This is a genomic window from Photobacterium toruni (assembly GCF_024529955.1).
Taxonomy (GTDB): Bacteria; Pseudomonadota; Gammaproteobacteria; order Enterobacterales; family Vibrionaceae; genus Photobacterium; species Photobacterium toruni.
Map to the genome: position 1 here is coordinate 593,616 of NZ_AP024854.1, position 19,569 is coordinate 613,184.

At 38.8% G+C, this 19,569-nt stretch carries 16 protein-coding genes; 6 read left to right on the forward strand and 10 right to left on the reverse strand.

What is annotated here, in order from left to right:
• Positions 1-3 precede the first annotated feature (3 nt).
• From xni to queF, 5 genes are all read right to left on the reverse strand, one after another.
• Entirely contained in the window at positions 4-777 is a 774-nt protein-coding gene (gene xni, locus OC457_RS02985; protein WP_080175707.1) for a flap endonuclease Xni, read from the reverse strand.
• Between the two features lie 77 nt (positions 778-854).
• Positions 855-2,228 carry a nucleotide 5'-monophosphate nucleosidase PpnN gene (gene ppnN / locus OC457_RS02990; RefSeq protein ID WP_080175706.1) on the reverse strand — a complete coding sequence of 458 codons (1,374 nt, stop codon included), beginning with the start codon at positions 2,226-2,228 and terminating at the stop codon, positions 855-857.
• 221 nt (positions 2,229-2,449) lie between these two features.
• Positions 2,450-4,012, reverse strand: a complete 1,563-nt coding sequence (locus OC457_RS02995) for a GGDEF domain-containing protein (RefSeq protein ID WP_080175705.1) — start codon at positions 4,010-4,012, stop codon at positions 2,450-2,452.
• Between the two features lie 132 nt (positions 4,013-4,144).
• Positions 4,145-6,424, reverse strand: a complete 2,280-nt coding sequence (locus OC457_RS03000; RefSeq protein WP_080175704.1) for a tetratricopeptide repeat protein — start codon at positions 6,422-6,424, stop codon at positions 4,145-4,147.
• A gap of 121 nt (positions 6,425-6,545) precedes the next feature.
• Entirely contained in the window at positions 6,546-7,397 is an 852-nt protein-coding gene (gene queF / locus OC457_RS03005) for an NADPH-dependent 7-cyano-7-deazaguanine reductase QueF (RefSeq protein ID WP_080175703.1), read from the reverse strand.
• Positions 7,398-7,483: 86 nt separating this feature from the next.
• On the opposite strand from queF, the gene syd reads away from it, so the two are divergent.
• Together syd and OC457_RS03015 are read left to right on the forward strand one after the other, a co-directional pair.
• Positions 7,484-8,038: a SecY-interacting protein gene (syd, locus tag OC457_RS03010; protein ID WP_080175702.1), complete on the forward strand. Its 555-nt coding sequence runs from the start codon at positions 7,484-7,486 to the stop codon at positions 8,036-8,038.
• Positions 8,039-8,041: 3 nt separating this feature from the next.
• Entirely contained in the window at positions 8,042-8,818 is a 777-nt protein-coding gene (locus OC457_RS03015) for a Zn-ribbon-containing protein (protein ID WP_080175701.1), read from the forward strand.
• Between the two features lie 41 nt (positions 8,819-8,859).
• On the opposite strand, the gene OC457_RS03020 is transcribed toward OC457_RS03015, so the two are convergent.
• From OC457_RS03020 to OC457_RS03030, 3 genes are all read right to left on the reverse strand, one after another.
• Positions 8,860-9,132 carry a hypothetical protein gene (locus OC457_RS03020; RefSeq protein WP_080175700.1) on the reverse strand — a complete coding sequence of 91 codons (273 nt, stop codon included), beginning with the start codon at positions 9,130-9,132 and terminating at the stop codon, positions 8,860-8,862.
• 2,358 nt (positions 9,133-11,490) lie between these two features.
• Entirely contained in the window at positions 11,491-11,805 is a 315-nt protein-coding gene (locus OC457_RS03025; protein WP_080175699.1) for a DUF3301 domain-containing protein, read from the reverse strand.
• A 33-nt stretch (positions 11,806-11,838) separates the two neighbouring features.
• A complete protein-coding gene (locus tag OC457_RS03030) occupies positions 11,839-12,885 on the reverse strand; it encodes a DUF3549 family protein (protein ID WP_080175698.1) in 1,047 nt (348 codons plus the stop codon).
• A gap of 154 nt (positions 12,886-13,039) precedes the next feature.
• Here OC457_RS03030 and OC457_RS03035 point away from each other — a divergent pair, with 154 nt between their 5' ends.
• From OC457_RS03035 to OC457_RS03045, 3 genes are all read left to right on the forward strand, one after another.
• Positions 13,040-13,360 (forward strand): YqcC family protein, encoded by a 321-nt coding sequence (locus tag OC457_RS03035; RefSeq protein WP_306341394.1) that lies wholly within the window; start codon positions 13,040-13,042, stop codon positions 13,358-13,360.
• Positions 13,361-13,369: 9 nt separating this feature from the next.
• Entirely contained in the window at positions 13,370-14,107 is a 738-nt protein-coding gene (gene truC, locus OC457_RS03040) for a tRNA pseudouridine(65) synthase TruC (protein ID WP_080175697.1), read from the forward strand.
• Positions 14,108-14,254: 147 nt separating this feature from the next.
• On the forward strand, positions 14,255-14,716 hold the full coding sequence (locus OC457_RS03045) for a flavodoxin (protein WP_080175696.1): 462 nt from the start codon (positions 14,255-14,257) through the stop codon (positions 14,714-14,716).
• Between the two features lie 71 nt (positions 14,717-14,787).
• Here OC457_RS03045 and glnD read toward each other — a convergent pair whose 3' ends face one another.
• Complete coding sequence (gene glnD / locus OC457_RS03050) at positions 14,788-17,409, reverse strand: bifunctional uridylyltransferase/uridylyl-removing protein GlnD (RefSeq protein ID WP_080175695.1); 2,622 nt, start codon at positions 17,407-17,409, stop codon at positions 14,788-14,790.
• Between the two features lie 135 nt (positions 17,410-17,544).
• Positions 17,545-18,384 carry a type I methionyl aminopeptidase gene (gene map, locus OC457_RS03055; protein ID WP_080175694.1) on the reverse strand — a complete coding sequence of 280 codons (840 nt, stop codon included), beginning with the start codon at positions 18,382-18,384 and terminating at the stop codon, positions 17,545-17,547.
• Positions 18,385-18,752: 368 nt separating this feature from the next.
• Here map and rpsB point away from each other — a divergent pair, with 368 nt between their 5' ends.
• Entirely contained in the window at positions 18,753-19,481 is a 729-nt protein-coding gene (gene rpsB / locus OC457_RS03060) for a 30S ribosomal protein S2 (RefSeq protein ID WP_036793406.1), read from the forward strand.
• Positions 19,482-19,569: the final 88 nt, after the last annotated feature.

The following is a 19,569-nucleotide window of genomic DNA, read 5'->3' on the forward strand; positions in this document are numbered from 1 at the left end:
ATATTAATTCGCTTCGTGATAACGAATATCTTGTAAATTAAAACCAAGTTCTAAATCAGTTTTTAAGCTCGCCACTGCTTTTGATGCACGAGCGGTCTCTTCATTGCCGACAATTTTCTTTTGCCATTTAGGTGCAAGATCAGTGGCAGTGAGAATTGCGTCAAGATTAGGGTAAAGGCTTAATAATTCGACTGCCGCTTTAGGACCAATACCAGCAACGCCTGGAATTTTACTGGAGCTAATTCCTGCGAGTCCCCAGTAGTCAGTTAATAGCTGTGGTTTTACGCCATATTCTTTTTCAATAAATAGACTATCAAGCCAGCGTTGTTGGAAGTAATCACGAATACGTAATGTAGGCTGCAGTAACTGACAATAACCTTTATCGGTTGAAACAATAGTGACTTGCTCATTACGAGAGGCGACTTTTAAGGCTAAAGTTGCAACTAAATCATCTGCTTCGTCACCATCAGATAATAATGAGTCAATACCAATTGCCATAAACGCATCTTGAATACTATCCATACCCGCTACCAGTTCAGGCGGCATGGGTTTACGTCCTTCTTTATAATGTGGTAGAAGTTCTGCTCGCCAACCACGATCATCGCTATTATGGTCAAACACCGCAACAATATGGCTTGGCTTGGTGCTATTAATGATTTTTTGTAATGCCTGACAACATACTCTGGCGGTGTTATCGACATCGGGTTGCCCCGGTTGCGCTGCATGGACGCGACGAATAAGATTTAATGCATCAATAATAACAAGGTGGATAGCCATAAATTAATTCTATATAGATAAATAAAAGGAGCACTTAGGCTCCTTATTGTACGCAATACTATGATCAAATAACGCTATTATTTTATTTGATTATGGCTGTTAACGATTTCATAACATGGCTCATATTTACTGCCAGGTAATTTCATTCGTTGTTGCTCGACAAAATTTTTCAATAGCTTATCCATGCGTTGCATCAGTACTTTATCACCATCGATCTTAAAGCGACCATATTGCTCTATTTCATGAATACCTTCTTCTTTGACATTACCCGCGACGATACCTGAAAATGCTCGCCGTAAATTAGCGGCTAGTTTTTCTATTGGTTGATCCATGTGTAAATCTAAACTCGCCATGGCTTTATGCGTTGGAGCAAAGGGCATTTGGAAATCTTCAGGGATCGTCAGTGACCAGTTAAAGCAATAAGCATCCCCAGTAGCTAAACGATGTTCTTTTACTCGCGCCATTGATGCTTTCATTACTTGTGCAACTTCTGCAGGATCACCAATAATAATTTGATAATGCTGCGTTGCGGCCTCACCTAATGTGTCACGAATAAAGTCATCCAGAGTACGGAAATAGGCTTCACTTTCTTTAGGTCCGGTGAGGATTAATGGTAGCGGTTGCTCTGCGTTATCGGGATGCATTAAGATCCCTAAGATATACAGTAGTTCTTCTGCCGTACCGGCTCCGCCAGGGAAAATAATGATTCCATGACCCACTCGCACAAAGGCTTCTAGGCGTTTTTCGATATCAGGTAAAATAACCAATTCATTAACGATTGGGTTTGGTGGCTCTGCGGCAATAATTGACGGTTCAGTTAACCCAATAAAACGGCTGCCAGAGTAACGTTGTTTGGCATGACCAATGGCAGCACCTTTCATTGGCCCTTCCATTGCGCCAGGTCCACAACCAGTACAAACATTGAGTTCACGCAAGCCTAATTCATTGCCCACTTCACGAGTGTATTGGTATTCGATTGCATTTATTGAGTGGCCGCCCCAACAGACAACAATATTAGGATCTTCCCCTGCGTGTAGGGTGCGAGCATTACGTAATAAGCTAAATACAAAATCAGTAATATGGGGCGCACTAGCAAGATCAATATCATTACGACGAGCAATATGCATATCGACATAAATAATATCGCGTAACACTGAAAACATGTGTTCTTGAATGCCACGAATAATACGGCCATCAACAAAAGCATGTTCTGGTGGATTAACCAGTTCGATTTTAATACCACGTTCACGACGGAGTAAGTTAATTGCAAAATCGAGGTGTTTTTCAAGTAATTCTTTGGAGTTATCAGTATGGCTGCCAGAATTTAAAACCGCCAGTGAGCAGTTACGATAGAGGCGATAGAGATCACTCGATGCGGTTGCTTTTAAGCTGTCGGCTTCTATTTGTGATAATAGGTTCATGGCGCCGATAGGACTGATATGCGTTATCATAATAACCTCCCTGGTAATGATGAAATAGCATGTTCATTTATTAATACAAAACAGCAATAAACTGTAATCACCACGAGGCTGGCGATAAAATTAAATAAAGAACAACATGTTAAATTAATTTTTTTTCTATTCTTACCATACACAGTGAATTTATTTTTGACCAGTAAATGCTAACTAATATCAGAATATAATGCTGGTATGAATATCGTAATGACGTGTGATTAATCTTGATGAATAATTGTATTACAGCTCTGACCTTGACTGTGGCGTAATGCTGTTTCAATGCGTTGTATTACATTGTTCGGTGTGTCTTTTGTCTTAAAGAAAGAGCTACATATCGACACTGACATTGAAACACTTTCCCCTTTAAAGTGTAATGGTAATTGCATGATTGCAGTGCGAATATTATCCATTGCTTGATGGCATTGTTGCTGATTAATATCTGTCATTAGTAATATGAAAGCATCTTCGTTAAAACGCGCAATAAAGTCAGTTGGATTCAGCTGTTGACTAATCGTTTGGGCTATAATTTTTAAGGCTTTGTCGCCAGCATGATGACCATAGTTTTCATTAAGATGAGTAAAATTATCGATATCAATCAGTACAAGAAGTAATGGATTTTGGTAGCGAAGCCAACGTTGATATTCATGCTCAATTCGGTCATTAAATGCACTACGATTATAGGTTAAGGTTAGTTTATCGCGAAAAATATTTTGCTCTTGTTGGCTTAAACGTTGGCGATAACTATAAGTTTGTTCTTGTAAATGTAGTACTTTATTATCATTGTGATTTAACTGTTCAATTAATGCTTGTTCTCGTTGTTCTAATTGATGATTACGTTGTGCTAACTGGTGTAATTCATGGGCAATATTTAACCATGATGACGAGACTGTTTCTGTTGCTTTTTTTAGGTCAATTTCTCGATTAATCTTGGCAGCAATAGTTGAAATGTTGTTGTTAAAGTCACATCGATGTTGGTGTAAAACAGTAAAAGAATTAACTGTCTTTGTTGTATTGTTGTGTAGTGAGGCTAAATCACTATTTAATGTATTTAGAAACCGTTGTGAGGCATGACGTTCAGCATTGGTGCCTGACACAATTAGCCGTAAAACTTGTAATAATAATGCCAGTAAGGTTTGTTGATCGACACCCTGTGCTAATTGATTTCGAATGGTAAACAGTTGTTGACCTTGTTCATTAGTAAAGTCTATCTCAGTGATAATGAGCTGTAATTCCGCGACCAATTCTATTTCAAAATTTTTTTTATGCTCATCATTTAATTGCGCTGTTATATTGTTACGGGTCGCCATTAATTTGATACCGCGCCCATAAAGTTCAAGTAAGTGAACGATACGATGATGATTATCTAATAATGTTGTTGGTTGTTGGTTGAAAAGGTGGTGTAAATCTTGTTGTAAGGATGCGGGCAAATCTTGAAAATGAGAGAGACTATGACTATGTTGGTTAATTTGCTGTTGTAAGTACTGATTTTGATGCAGGATCACATCCGCTTGTTGAATAACCAGACGTTCAACCATCGCTAAACGAGGAATGAGTCGACTGATATCTAATGGTTGTTCAAGATCATGAGTTATCGATTGTAATATGCTATCAAGATCGTTATCGATACCTCGACAAGCAATGGTTAATCGAGTGATCAGACGTTTTAATATTACAATTTCACGCCGCGATTTAAGATTAGAATCACGGTAAGAAAGTTGAGACTTGTCTAATTGCTGCTTTAGAATACTGACTTCGGCAACAATGGCACTAATATCTGTCATTGGTTATGCATCTGCATTAATACAATTAAAAGTCATTTAATTCATAATGTTACTGTTAATATTTAAACATGCTACCAAAAATAAAATACAATAGTTAGTGATATTTTACAAAGTATCGATGTGTTTGTGTATTTAATTGATATCTTTGTTAAGGTTGTGATCATAGTTCCAATTTATTTCATGTTTCGTTGAACTACGAACTTTTACTAATCCTTTTGCTATTCCTTCAATACAAGAACGGCGAATATTATTGCTCACAAAACTGGCCGCAGGAGCTGCATCTATTGCGGATAAGTGCACCCAGTGATTGCCTGGTTGTTTGTTATTGAGGCCAATACCTGCATCAACAGTCATTAATAAAATATCAATTAATTCCTGATCATTGATCGCTGTATATGAGCGTGGCAAAAAGGGGTATTCTGCCATACCTATTTGTAATGAACTTTCGATACCTAATGGCAAGGTATAATTATCAATTAATTGCTGGATTGAGTCTGCAAGTTGTTTTGGATCACAGCTTAAACGTGCATTAGGCTCAATATATAAAAACATCGCATCGGAAAAATGATAAATACGTGCAGGTTCTAATACTTGCTGTTGTAAATAATCACCAAATTCTTTTTCTGCTGCTAGCCCTTGTTGATAACCTTTTTCTAAATAAATATTTTTTAAAAATGACACTTCACATAAGGCAAATCGTAATCGATCACTTAACGGTTCATTAATTATTTCACCAAGGTGCCATTGTTCAAAGTTAGCGCTGCTTTGTTGGAGAGAATTTGCTAAGCGAGCATTAAGCATCCGTAGATTGCGTAAGCCACTGCGTGGGTGGGTATAGTAATCAGTAGTTAATTTAGTAAGCTGTTGTTTTATTTGTTTATTGATGTGTTGTCGACGCCATAATAGCAATAATAAAATCACTAACCCCCCAACAAGGGCTAAAGATATTTGTTGTTGTTTATACAGTGCATTTTTATTGATGAATTGCTCACGTTCCATTTCTTCAAGTTTAAGTGAACGCTCCATCATTTTTTGTTGTTGCTTAAATACCTCAGTATTGCTTTTGGTCGCACTTTTTTGTTTGCCTGCATATAGCTGTTCATAGCGACGTTGACTGAGTAAAGCGTTGTAATAATCATTCTGTTTTTCAAACGCCTTCGATAATATTGACTCACCCATTAATTGTAAGTTTGTTGCGCCAATGCGGCTTGCTGAGATTAATCCCGCTTGTAATGAGGTAATGGCATCATCTAACTTTCCTTTTTCTTGCTCTAATTGTCCTTGTAGAATTTGGCTTTCTGCGACAATATTTTCATTACCACCTTGAAGGGCAAGATTACGAGCTTGAACAATGTATTGCTCTGCTTTGGCGTAGTTATATAAATGCAAATATACCCGTGCAATATTTAAGCGTAAACTTGCGGAACGGACATCGTGTTTAAGCTGATTTTCTTGGTCTAGTGCATTAAAGTAATGCACTAATGCGAGGTTATAGCGCCCTTGTTGCTCATAGATAGAAGCAATTAAGGTTAATGTTTTTGCTAATTGTTGAGTACGTTTATAACGCTCAAAAAACTCGCCAGCTTGAGTTGCATGTTCTAATGCTTTATCAAAGACGTTGCGTTCCTCAAATAGCTGCGCCAGTTCATAGTTAGCGCGAGCAATTTGGGGTTGATCGTCATTTTCAACCGCTAACCAATAACCACTTAATAAACGATCAAGAGCCATATCATAGTGATGATGACGTAAATAATGCTGACCTAAGGTGAGTTGATAGTTAATCGTCTCATCGTTATCGTCAAATACAACTAAGTAACTTTTGGCCTTGATAAATAGTTTTTCTGCCGCATCATCTTTACCAATATTGGATTCAATCAGAGCACGCAGCATCAGTGATTGATATTTTAATTCTTGAAGTTGTTTGGCTAGAGCTATGGGTTGCGAATGTTTCATCTCAGCGCTAAGAGTATTGAGCATTTTTAGGGCTGTTGCACTATTATTTAGGTTAACCCAGTAAAATTTAGCAAGTAAAATACGGCTTTCAAAGACACTAAACATAAGATTATTAGTAAACGCGATTTTTTCTGCTTTTTTTATAATACTAATGGCTTGTTCTGGGTGTTGTAATAGTGACAAAGCCTGAGCTTGGAGCTGTAGAGCATTAATGGTATTAAGTGGTGTTCGTGTTGAATGATCAGCCTCACCGTTAAGATGAATGCGTGATGGATCTTGAGGTTGGCTTAGACGTCGTTGTTCCAAATAGTTTTGAGTAATAGTGAGCGTTCGCTCTGGCTGATTAACCAATAAACTATGGGCTTCAATGAGGGTTGGTGAGCTATAAAGTTTTGCTTGTAGATCAAATGAAATTGTTAGTAATACTAACCCAGAAAGAAATAGGCCACGAAAATTCATATAATCTCAAAGCAGCAGAATAACACACAAGATAGTGTTGATTTTACTGGGTTAATACATCAAGTCCAGCAAAGTAAAGGTTTTTACCGGACTTAATGTTGAATTCGTCGTTAGGATCTAATTACTGACGTGCAAGACGGAAATTATCGCTTGGCGTTTTACCCATATTGGTACGGTATGGATTTATATCTAAACCGCCACGGCGAGTATAACGCGCATAAACGGTTAGCAATTCAGGCTGACAAAAACGCATAATGTCGTTAAAAATACGCTCAACACATTGTTCATGGAATTCATTGTGATTACGGAATGAAACGATATAACGCAGTAATTTTTCGCGATCAATACGATTACCCTTATAGGCAATACGAACACTGCCCCAATCGGGTTGGTTAGTAATCAAACAGTTTGATTTTAAAAGATGGCTATGAACAATTTCTTCTACAACATCATTGTTATCAGCGGCACCTTTTAGGTATTCAGGCTTAAAGACATAGTCATTAATTTCAATATCTTGATCATCAATGCACTCACCAAAAAAATTAACAATCGGTTGATCATTAAAGTCAGTTAGTGGCTGAATTGTGACATCAACATCTTCGCCAGCACAACCGGATAAATCAATTTGCAAAGTATCTGCAATATCTTGCCAGCTATCAAAGCGCGTTTGATTGAAACTGTTTAGATATAATTTAAACGATTTTGATTCTATAAGATTTGGGCTTGATGCTGGTAAACGTACTTCACCAATTGCAACTTGTGGTAAGCCTTTTTTATTGAGCCAAGATAATTCGTATAATGTCCAAATATCATAGCCAGTAAATGGCAGTGAATCATCGCTGATATTAATATCGGTGCGGTTTAAACTTCTTGGTACAGGTTGCAGTAGTGAAGGATCGTACTGATCTTTATACTCTGTTTTTTTGCCAAGGGTTAAACCTGCTAATTCTTTAGCGTCTTTATATTTACTCATACTGTCTATGACACTCTTGGATTAGAATAGATGTCCGTCGAAACGGTTTAAACCTAAAGTTTACTGAATCTTTTATGAGGTTGCGAATGAATCATCCTGTTACCTGCGCTTTATCTGATTTTTCTGCTCGTTATTTACAAGCATGGTGTGATGCAGATCGCGGTTTTCCAGAAAGTGAGCATTTAGTGGGGCTTATTTCACCCTGTGTTGTTGTTGATAATGGTCAAAATGTGACTTGGAAACCTATTGATCGCCAGCCAAGTATTCGTTTGGATGGGGTCGAGAAAGGCATGGATTTATTACTTCATAGTGATATTAATGCTTTTTATTGTTCACAATATAGCGGTGATATGAGCGCTATGTTTGGTGATTTATCATTGGATTTATTACAAGCATTTAATGATGATGATATTGATCGCTTACAACAAAATATTTTAGGTCACTTAGTGACTCAACGTCGAATGAAGCTTAAACCGACTGTATTTATTGCCGTAGTGGATGATGAGTCACAAGTCATTTCTATCTGTAATTTAACTGGGCAAGTGGTATTAGAGACATTAGGTAAAGATATTCGGCAGCCATTAGCTGATGATGTAGCAACATTTTTACAGCAATTGCAGCCGTTAGTGGTCGAGGTATAACACGTGTTTGTTATTGAGTTACAATTTGAATGTTTTGATAATACGACTTTATCACAAGTTGATACTGCCATTAATGGCTTAATGGATATGTTGCGCTATAACGGTCAAGTCCTTGGTCGTGAATTTCCTGTCGTTATTGATGAGGGGATTTTTCGAGTTAGGGTTGTGTGTCCCGAAAAAGAAAGCCTTCATTCTCGCTATAATAGCCCACAAGTGAATCAGTGCTATGAACAATTAACGAATGCATGTTTGCTGGCGCCTAAAATAAAAATATTAGGGGTGGATCTTAATTCAGATTCAGTCGCTGAAAGCTTTTCACCATCATGGCAAGTGCTTTATACCACTTATGTTCATAGTTGCTCGCCGTTGCGTAGTGGCGATACGTTATTACCGATCCCATTATATCAAACGGGGGCAACGACAAATGATGACTATAAAGCGATCATTAAATGGCAAACCGAGTGGCAAGCATTTGATGAAATTCAAATGGCAATTAAAAGTCCGACTGCAGTTAGCATGGCATTAGCTGAAATTGGTGAGATAGACAGTGAATTATTCATTCGTGGGCGCGAATTATGTCGTCATATCGAAATGACCACTGAAGTACCGACGTATTACTATCAGTACCGTGTTGGTGGTGAAAGTAAAGCCATTGAATTAGCTAGAAAGTGTCCATGTTGTGGTGGCGAATGGCGAGTGCCAGAAGCATTGCATGGCTTGTTTCATTTTAAATGTGACCGTTGTCGAATCGTGTCTAATATATCGTGGAACTTTCAGTAATAATGAATAAAGCACCTAACCATAAAGGTGCTTTTTTATTATTAGCGATCAGCTTCTAATCGTGCTAGACGGGTTGAAAGTGACAATATCTGTTGTTCAAGCTGTTCAATACGTTGTTCGCTTGTTAACACCAGTTGCTGTTTTTCTATATAAGGTACCTTGGCATTTTTTTGCCATGCTTGTAATGCTTTTATGATCACCGGAATTGGTAATGGTGTCGTTAAACGCGCTTTAATTAATGCCGTTGAGGGCTGTTTTTTTTCTGCCACTAAGCTTGCTATTACTTGCTCTATTTCTTGAGTAATGGTTGACATAATAATTCCTTAGTAAAGATTGAGCTTATTTTCGAAGTAAAGTATCTCGTTGGTCAATCATTTCACATTAATTTGCATGTGTTGTTGTGCTTCATTTAACAAGCTATTCTCACAGTGTGATTATTGTGGCTATCGGTGTAAATAGGCAATTTAGACAAATTGCTAATGCTGTTGTAAGAGATCTCTCACACGCATGTAAGAGATTAAGCTTTTTATTATAGATTATGACCACTTATTATTACTTAATAGGTTGATTAATATTGATATTATATTTTTTGTTGTTTGTTAGGTGAAAAAATAAATTAAATAATATTTAAGCATATATTGTGAATAATAATCAAAAGAGTAATCTTCATGGTGTCGAAAGGATACGACATAACGGAACAGGAAATGCCACGGATTCAGGCAGTCTCAGGATGAGATATTGGTAAACTAGGATGGTTTATCGAACATGGAATGTGAAGGGAATATCGTAGGATGCGATAATAAGTAAACAGGATGTTTACTGGTCAGGAAGACATTAGGATAACTTCAGGATGAAGTAAGAACACCTCTAGGATTGAGGCATAAAGGATCACTTCAGGATGAAGTAAAGGACACCTCCAGGAAGGAGATGAGAGTCAGAGCAGGATGTGATGACGGGTTAGGATGGCCACTGGAACAACTTCAGGATGAAGTAAAAAGGACAATGCTGACGGAACACAGCAGTCAAGGGAAGGAAGCAGGGAGCAACATAGTAGCGGGATAGCTGCAAGCAAGACCTCAGGGCGCGACGAAAGTCGCGCCCGCTCTTTTTTGTGGATCTAATAAAAAGTAATTTATAGCGAAGGCGTGATAAATTTATTTTGATTCATTCAAGGCGATTTGTTTTTATTCACACTTCACACTTCACACTTCACACTTCACACTTCACACTTCACACTTCACACTTCACACTTCACACTTCACACCTATTTGTCTGAATAATAACAATATTTTGCTTCATATATTTAAATATGATAAATGATGAATGGCTTTTAACTACTCGCAGTGTGCGAGATCTCTTACAAAGTTGTGGGAGATAAGCATAATAGTAATATACATATAACCCCCGCGCCTTACTTAACCTATTGTTTTTAAGTTGTTTATATTTAATTTTATTTAATTTGATTATAAGCAAGTAAAAAAGATATTTTGTTCTATATGGGATTTATTAGGTTATTCACATAGTATTAGTGGTGTCGAAAGGATACGACATAACGGAACAGGAAATGCCACGGATTCAGGCAGTCTCAGGATGAGATATTGGTAAACTAGGATGGTTTATCGAACATGGAATGTGAAGGGAATATCGTAGGATGCGATAATAAGTAAACAGGATGTTTACTGGTCAGGAAGACATTAGGACAACTTCAGGATGAAGTAAAGGACACCTCCAGGAAGGAGATGAGAGTCAGAACAGGATGTGATGACGGGTTAGGATGGCCGCTGGAACAACTTTAGGATGAAGTAAAAAGGACAATGCTGACGGAACACAGCAGTCAAAGGAAGGAAGCAGGGAGCAACATAGTAGCGGGATAGCTGCAAGCAAGACCTTAGGGCGCGACGAAAGTCGCGCCCGCTCTTTTTTGTGGATTTGATAAAATGTAATTTATAACGAAGGCGTGATAAATTTATTTTGATTCATTCAAGGCGATTTGTTTTTATCCACACCTCACACCTCACACCTCACACCTCACACCTCACACCTCACGCAGATAGCGTTTTTCTATTGAATTTGTAAGAGATCTCTCACGGATGTGTAGGACTTTTTCTGTTTTCTTAGCAGCGAATATCGTAATTGAAAATTAATATTATTATCTATCAGTAAGTTATTCATAATCTGTAAATATGAAGGATTGTGAATTATAATTAATGGTTTATTTATTATTGCGTCATTTTTTTAATAAGGTAATATGAGTTCATCAGCTGGAGCTGACAAGGATTAAGGAATAGCCATGGAGCTGGCCGCTCAGGATGAGCAATAGGTGGTGTGGATTATCATCTTGCTGGATGCATAGGATCCTCTAGGATTGAGGGCAATAGATAGGATATCTATTTGTTAGGATAACAATATTCTAGGATGGAATTGGGACTGACTTCATTATGGAGTTAGGAACATCAAGGACACCTCGTTAGAGAGAGAGAGTCAGTATCGGACATACTGATGGGTCAGGGATTACCGAAGAATGACTTCTAGGATGAAGTTAAGATTTACCTGGGGATTTGTATATCAAGGATTGATAGCAGGGAGCACTACAGTAGCTGGATTGCTGCAAAAGTAATATCTAAGGGCGTGACAATATTTATTGTCGCGCCCATTCTTTTTTTACAGCAAAGTTAATAATCGCTGCCTTCTGGAATACGGTGCGGCGGTACATAAAAATAACTCACCCGTAAGCGTTTCATTTCAATATAACCTTGATACACATCCGTTCCATCAGCAGAAAATTCAAACACAAACACTGTTCGCCATCCCCACTCATCATGATGATCTTTGAGTTTTTGTTTACCTCGAGCAAAACTGATCATTTGTAAGCCCATATTTTTACAACGCTGCTCAATGTAATGCTGTGCTAATTCAGTTTGACGCCGTTGTTGCCAAAATACGAAACCGATAATAGCAATAATTAAAATACCGAACAGGTTATCCATAGCGTAAAAAGTCCTTATAAACGATGAATATGATTAGTGATTTCTAGCATGTTGTTGTAATTTTTGAATCGCATTAATAAGAGCAGGATCAGCTTGGCCATGCAGGATTTGCAACATGATCCCACGTAATAATGGTTGCATGACTAAATCAGTAAATAGCTGATTAAACAATGTCTGATCTTGGGTTTCGGCTAAACGTAATAAAAATAATGAGGCGATATTTATAACAGTAAGGCCACTCCAACATCGTCCACTAATCGCAATGAGTACTTCAGGATGGCATAGTGCAGGTTGCTGTAAAATAGTGGTTAAGGTTTGTTGTAGTTGTTGCGGGGCGCTACCAGCAAGAGCACGAATTAAGGCGGCGATCAAAAATAAATCAGGTTGCTGCTGTTGGTATTCTAGTGTTAATCGCTCTGTTATACGTTGTGTTAGTGGCATTGGAATAGAGCAATGCTCAAGGCAGCCTAGCAGTGCATACAAAGGTGTCATTGGCAGATGGTTTAATGCTTTACGTAATAAGGTTGCGTTATTGTGGTGTGACATACGAGCACAGATATCCGCTAAACCTTGTAAACCTATATGTTGCCATTGCTGCCAATCTTGTTGACCAGATAAGTAAGCTTGTGCATCAGCATAATATTGACTGGGTGGTAACGATAGCAATACGCGTAATTGCGCATTAAATATCGCCATTTTATCGTCATTAGGCTTAAAGGTATAAGGGTTATTAGCAAGCTTTTGTTGTTCTTCTTCGGTTGGAGTACCGTTTAAACTTGCCCCCATTGCTTCAATAACATACTTAATAAAATCACCGACAGCCGCTTGTTTTAATAATCCTCGTTCATCAAGTGGTAAACGTAAAAACCATACCCAAGGCGGTTGTTGATGTTGCCAAAATGAAATTGCAATATGAGCATGTTGCTGAAGTGGCCATGGATAAGGCTGACGATTTTCTTCAACTGCTTTAAATTGGTCGTTATTAATTTCATTTACTCGGCGACCTAAATCAAAAATATTATAACGACAACCAGCGTTATCAAGCAATTGGGTTAAAGTATGAAAGGTTTCCATGGACATAATAAATAAAGCTCCTTCAATTTAGCTTATTCAGTATCAGTAATCGTATTAACTCAGCATACCTGTGAATAGGTGGCTGATCACCATAATATAGTTGGGGCTGTTGAGCCAAAATGCTATCCTGCGCCGTTTTTATTATCAACAAAGAGGGGTTATGGTGGATAAGTATCATCAAAGTCAGCAATTACTCACTCAATTAGAAAATACATTACGACAATATCATTATTGGGAAACGATTGTTCCTGAGCCGCAAGCTTTAGCGAGTATTGAACCTTTTGCGATTGATACTTTAGATTGTCATCAATGGTTACAATGGATTTTCATTCCTAAATTACGTTACTTAGTCGTACAACGCTTACCGCTACCGACTCAGTTTGCTATTTCCCCTTATGTTGAAGAAGCAATGAAAAATCAGGCTGGAATAATAGCTATTGTGGCGATTGTTCGTGAAATTGATCAACTGTTTAAATACTAAGTGAGTCGAATGGAACTGGAAATTTTATACCAAGATGATACGTTAATTGCGGTTAATAAACCGGCCGGTATGTTAGTTCATCGTTCTTGGTTAGACAGCCATGAAACGGTGTTTGTGGTGCAGACCTTACGCGATCAAATTGGTCAGCATGTGTTTCCATTGCACCGCTTAGATAGACCAACATCAGGGGTACTCTTATTTGGCTTATCTAGTGAAATAGCAGCCATGATGATGCCGGTCTTTGCTGGGCGAGAAATGCATAAAACCTATCATGCAGTTGTGAGAGGTTGGATAAAAGAAGCGGCAATATTAGATTATCCGCTCAAAGTGATGTTAGATAAAATTGCTGATAAAAAGGCCACTGAAGATAAAGAGCCACAATCAGCCGTGACTGCTTATGCGCCATTAGCCACTGTCGAGACTGATATTGCGGTAGGGCGTTATGCGACTAGTCGTTATAGCTTAATAAAATTGGAACCAGAAACAGGACGGAAGCATCAATTGCGCCGCCACATGCACCATTTAGATCATCATATGATTGGCGATGTAAATTATGGCGATGGCAAACATAATCGTATGTTCCGTGAAAATCTTGATTGCCATCGGTTAATGTTACATGCATCCCGTTTACAATTTGTTCATCCCGTGACTGGTGTTGCTGTTGATATTCGTGCCGATGTCGATGATGTTTGGCAACGGGTTATGAGCACATTTAATTGGGCGCCATCATTATTGCTAGATACATAATATAAAAGAGTGTTTGATGGTTCTTAATGGGCGGTAGTGCAAATTTATCAGCTTAAATTTACAGCATAACTTGCTTTTTTTTGATGTAGTTGCCAGATTGGTAATAGTCCTTTATTGAGGGCGTCTGACAGCAAAGGAGAGCGGACAATGAATAAGTTAGGCATATTTGTAGGCTCTGTATATGGTGGAGCAGAAGCGTTAGCAGAAGCATTAGCGGCTAAGTTAGCATCGACGCAAGTTGAGATTTTCTTTGATTCAACATTAGATGATTTTATGGCTTATGATGCTGATACGGTGTTAGTGATTAGCTCTACTACCGGCCAAGGTGAGATCCCTGAGAATCTCCTTCCTTTATACGTTGCACTAAAGGATCAATTCCCATTATTACCTAAACAACGTTATGGTGTAATTTCTCTGGGTGATTCTAGTTATGGTGAAGATCGTTTTTGTGGTGCGGGACGTAAATTTGATACGTTACTAACGGAGCTTCATTCTCAATCTGTTCAACCTCGATTAGAGATTGATGCTGGTGTTCATTTTGAGCCGTTAGAGGTCGCTGAAGCATGGTTTTCTCAATTTATTACAAGTGCAGAGCAAGCTGCGGCATAACATCATTGCAGTGACCATTATTATAAAAAAGAACAACACCGTAGTTGCATACGGTGTTGTTTCCGTTGTCGTTAAGCATGCTTATTGATAGTGATGATCAATGTTTCACGTAATAGCTGTTGCTGTTCTTTGGTTAAGCGCCCGCCCGTCTCATTAACAATAATAAAAAAGTCTTCAGCACGTTCACCAATGGTAGTGATTTTAGCCGCTTGTAAACTTACATTAAGATCTGCAAATACCGCCCCTATTTTTGCTAATAGCCCAGGCATATCTAATGCAATTAACTCCATCATGGTTTTTCGTCCAGTTTTAGTTGATAAAAACTCAACCTTAGTTGGTACATTGAAATGGAGTAGTTTACGGGGTGCGCGGCGAATTTTACGTTCAGATTTCATGGCAGTAAGGGCTTTGGTTAAATTGCGAATGATCCCGGTATGACGGTTTTCATTAATGGCTTTACCGTTAGGATCGAGCACCATAAATGTATCTAATGTATAGCCATCTTTACTGTTCATGATTTGAGCATCATGAATACTTAAATTTTTCTTATCCAGCTCTGAGGCGACAATTGCAAACAGTTTGGCTTTATCTTTACTATAGATAAATACTTCAGTGCCACCACGGGTCGCCTTCTTACTTATTAGTATAATAGGCTTATCGCTCGTATGTTTTAGGAGTGCCTGAGCGTGCCATGCGAGTTGTTTATGCGTATGACGGAGAAAGTAATCTGCTTTAAAACGACGCCACAGTACTTCAATATCGCGTGGCATAAAGCCTTTACCACGTAATATTGCCGAGGCTAACTGTTGATTATGACGAATGCGATCACGCATATCGGGGGTTTTTTCTAATCCACGGCGCAATGTTTTTTGGGTTGAGTAGTAAAGTTCTGCGAGTAGAGTGCGTTTCCAACTATTCCATAAATCTTGGTTAGTGGCACAAATATCAGCGACGGTTAAACACACTAAATAATCTAGATGTTCTTCATCACCGACTTGTTTAGCAAATTCTGCCACTACTTCAGGATCGTAAATATCACGTCGTTGTGCTGTGACTGACATTAATAAGTGCTTTTGGACTAACCATGCTACAGTTTCTGCATCGGGGTGAGATAAGCCATGTTCGATACAAAAATCATAAGCATCAACTGCGCCTAATTCTGAGTGATCACCACCGCGACCTTTGGCGATATCATGAAATATTGCCGCTAAGATTAGGATTTCTTTTTTGATTAATCGTGGATAAACCTCACAACAAATCGGATGTTGTGAATGGTGATTAGGATCGTTAAATTTATGCAGATTTTTTATTACGCGAATACTGTGTTCATCAACGGTATAGACATGAAATAAATCAAACTGCATTTGACCTACGATGTGACTCCACTGTGGTAAATAAGCTGCAATTACTCCGTGACGATGCATTAATTGAAATGCTTTTTGAAGTGCATTGGGTTGACGAACTAACTCCATAAATTTTTCACGTGCGGCGGGAATTTCAATCAGGAAACGATTGAGACGGCGTCGAGCGGTGCGCAATTGACGTAATGTTGGTGCGGCAATACCTTCAATATTTGAATTCTGTGCAATGTGAAGAAACATATCCAGAATGGTTTCAGGACGGGCTTGAAATAAGGCCGGCTTAGTGGCCTCGATTAAGTTGCCTCGTAATTGAAAATCATCATTAAGTACGATAGGGGCTAGGCGAGTATCGGGTTTTATAATTGCTTCATCAAATAGCTGCAATAGCATTTTATTGAGCTCAGCCACTCGACGTAAAATACGGTAGAAAGCTTTCATCATCATTTCGACAGCCTGATTACCTTCACCATGATAATCGAGATGCTCTGCGACTGAGGTTTGGTGATCAAACGTTAATCGATTGTCATAACGACGTAATTCTATATGAAGCGCAAACCGAATTCGCCATAATGCATTTTGGCATTCAACCAGTTCACGATATTCAGCATCGGTTAAAAAACCATGATGACTCATTTCTAATAAGCTGGTGGCGCCAAAATGACGGCGTGCAACCCAGCTTAAAGTATGTATATCACGTAAGCCACCGGGGCTTGATTTGATATCAGGCTCAAGATTATAGGTGGTGTCATGATAGCGGGCATGGCGAATCCGTTGTTCTTCAACTTTGGCTTGATAAAAGATTTCACTCGGCCAAAATTGGGGGGAATTAATGGCGACAGTTAATTGATGAAAGGTTTGCTGATTACCACATAAAAATCGTGATTCAGTTAAATTAGTGGCGACAGTCAGATCGTCTTTACCAACCGCGATACATTCTTCGACCGTACGTACACTTTGACCGACCTCTAAACGCAAATCCCATAATAATGTTATTAGTGCGCTTACATTAGCCGCAACGTCTTCTGTTAATGGATGTTGACTTAATATTAATAGGTCAACATCAGACAGGGGGTGCAACTCTCCTCGACCATAACCGCCAACGGCAATTAAGGCTAAATCAGGCTGCTGTTCAAAGCCATAGAAACGCCATAATCGAATCAATAATTGATCGATAAAATGACTGCGTTCAGTCACTAAATTAACAATGGATTTTTGCTGCTTAAATTGTCGTTTTTGTTCATCAGCAAAATGGGATAGAGCATTGCGTAAGCTGTCAAGAGTGATGGCATCGTCGAGGTAATCAGAAAGTTGCGTCGCTAAAATATCTGTCATTGCTGTCCGTGCGGTAGAAGGATCTTGTATTTACTATAACCATTTCGAATGGCGAACAGTATCGCTAGGTATAAAAAAACCGACACAAAAGGTCGGTTTTTTTGATTTTAGCTACTGCACAAGGCAGATAGTGCATTAGGCGTTATGCATTAGACGCGGTAATGTTTCTTCTTTACGTAGCGTTAAGATTTCACAACCATCTTTAGTTACAAGTAGAGTATGTTCCCACTGTGCAGATTTTTTACCGTCAACAGTATAAACAGTCCAACCATCTTGCTCATCTGATTCACAACTGAACTTGCCTGCGTTAATCATCGGCTCAATAGTGAAACACATGCCTTCTTTCATCACTGTGCGATCACTATTTTTGTAGTGAACCACTTGTGGTTCTTCATGGAATTCATTACCAATACCATGACCACAGTAATCTTTTACGATAGAAAAACGACTGCTACCAGCTTTGATAAACTTCTGAATGGCGGTACCTAGGTCGCCAATTTTCGCACCCGGTTTTACTTTTTTGATTGCCAGATAAAGGCTTTCTTGAGCAACACGACAAAGGCGTTTGTCTTCAAGAGATACTTCACCTACTTCAAACATCTTTGAAGTATCACCGTGGTAACCATCTTTAATCACTGTCACGTCAATATTAATGATGTCGCCATCTTTCAATACTGCGGGCTTGTTATATTTGCCGTTAGCTTCTACAACAATTTCATCTGCTGATGCAGGAATACCATGGCAAACAACGTGGTTAATAGAGGTACACACAGATTTAGGAAAGCCGTGGTAGTTCAACGGTGCTGGAATAGCGTGTTGAACTTGTGTGATGTAGTCATGACAAATTTGGTCTAGCGCTTCTGTCGTCACACCTGCCTTTACATGCGGTTCGATCATTTCTAATACGTCAGCAGCTAGTTGGCCTGCAATACGCATTTTTTCAATTTCTTCAGCCGTTTTGATCTTAATGCTCATAAAATCGTCTCAATCTGTATGTTTCTGTGTGAGACTATATTACCAGTCGCAAGGGGTTAAAGGAAAGATAAGATTAGTTCTCATATCCAATTTTGACTGGATTTTATTGGTCGTTCTATGGTATAAAGCGCGCCGTAAACAGTGATTTTGTTTCTGTTATAAGCAATAATTTAACCTTTATAAGGTCAAGTTAAGGTCAGTAATGGTGCAACTTGATTGGATTACACATACTTTTTTATTATTCACACATATCGACACATCTGCCGGGGTGCTCAGTTATCTGCTTTAGGTAACAATGGCTATACGCTGTTATCGGGTCGGTTTTAAGATGGGATATGTGGACGCCTAACCCCATAGAGGATTATTCAATGGCAACTGTATCAATGCGCGACATGCTTCAGGCTGGTGTACACTTTGGTCACCAAACTCGTTACTGGAACCCAAAAATGAAGCCATTCATTTTCGGCGCTCGTAACCGTGTACACATCATCAACCTAGAAAAAACTGTACCAATGTTCAATGCAGCACTAGCTGAAATTGAAAAAATTGCTGCACGTAAAGGTAAAGTTCTTTTCGTTGGTACTAAGCGCGCAGCTAGCGAATCAATCAAAGAAGCAGCAATCAGCTGTGACCAGTACTACGTAAACAACCGTTGGTTGGGTGGTATGTTGACTAACTGGAAAACTGTTCGTCAATCAATCAAGCGTCTTAAAGAACTTGAAGCTCAATCTATTGATGGTACTTTCGAAAAGCTAACCAAGAAAGAAGCGCTTATGCGTACTCGTGAAATGGAAAAGCTTGAGAAATCACTAGGTGGTATTAAGAACATGGGCGGCCTACCAGACGCAATGTTCGTAATCGGCGCTGACTGTGAGCACATCGCAATCAAAGAAGCTAACAACCTAGGTATCCCAGTATTTGCTGTTGTTGATACTAACTCTGATCCAGACGGCGTTGATTTCGTTATCCCAGGTAACGATGACGCAATCCGCGCGATTCAGCTTTACACTGGTGCTGTAGCTCAAACTGTTAAAGAAGCTCGTAACCAAGATATCGCTGTTCAAGCTGAAGAAGACGGTTTCGTAGCTGAAGCTTAATAGCCTGCTGCTTTACATAAAAGCATCTTAAGTTACCTTGCGTAAACTAAGAATGGTTACCAGGGGCCGATTTGGCCCCTGATTTTTA

Bases quoted from the DNA above. Each gene is read 5' to 3' on its own strand.
- OC457_RS03020 (WP_080175700.1), bottom strand. From the start codon at position 9,132: ATGTCAACCATTACTCAAGAAATAGAGCAAGTAATAGCAAGCTTAGTG.
- ppnN (WP_080175706.1), bottom strand. From the start codon at position 2,228: ATGATAACGCATATCAGTCCTATCGGCGCCATGAACCTATTATCACAA.
- OC457_RS03000 (WP_080175704.1), bottom strand. From the start codon at position 6,424: ATGAATTTTCGTGGCCTATTTCTTTCTGGGTTAGTATTACTAACAATT.
- syd (WP_080175702.1), top strand. From the start codon at position 7,484: ATGAATCATCCTGTTACCTGCGCTTTATCTGATTTTTCTGCTCGTTAT.
- xni (WP_080175707.1), bottom strand. From the start codon at position 777: ATGGCTATCCACCTTGTTATTATTGATGCATTAAATCTTATTCGTCGC.
- rpsB (WP_036793406.1), top strand. From the start codon at position 18,753: ATGGCAACTGTATCAATGCGCGACATGCTTCAGGCTGGTGTACACTTT.
- OC457_RS03030 (WP_080175698.1), bottom strand. From the start codon at position 12,885: ATGTCCATGGAAACCTTTCATACTTTAACCCAATTGCTTGATAACGCT.
- OC457_RS02995 (WP_080175705.1), bottom strand. From the start codon at position 4,012: ATGACAGATATTAGTGCCATTGTTGCCGAAGTCAGTATTCTAAAGCAG.
- OC457_RS03025 (WP_080175699.1), bottom strand. From the start codon at position 11,805: ATGGATAACCTGTTCGGTATTTTAATTATTGCTATTATCGGTTTCGTA.
- map (WP_080175694.1), bottom strand. From the start codon at position 18,384: ATGAGCATTAAGATCAAAACGGCTGAAGAAATTGAAAAAATGCGTATT.
- queF (WP_080175703.1), bottom strand. From the start codon at position 7,397: ATGAGTAAATATAAAGACGCTAAAGAATTAGCAGGTTTAACCCTTGGC.
- OC457_RS03045 (WP_080175696.1), top strand. From the start codon at position 14,255: ATGAATAAGTTAGGCATATTTGTAGGCTCTGTATATGGTGGAGCAGAA.
- OC457_RS03035 (WP_306341394.1), top strand. From the start codon at position 13,040: ATGGTGGATAAGTATCATCAAAGTCAGCAATTACTCACTCAATTAGAA.
- truC (WP_080175697.1), top strand. From the start codon at position 13,370: ATGGAACTGGAAATTTTATACCAAGATGATACGTTAATTGCGGTTAAT.
- glnD (WP_080175695.1), bottom strand. From the start codon at position 17,409: ATGACAGATATTTTAGCGACGCAACTTTCTGATTACCTCGACGATGCC.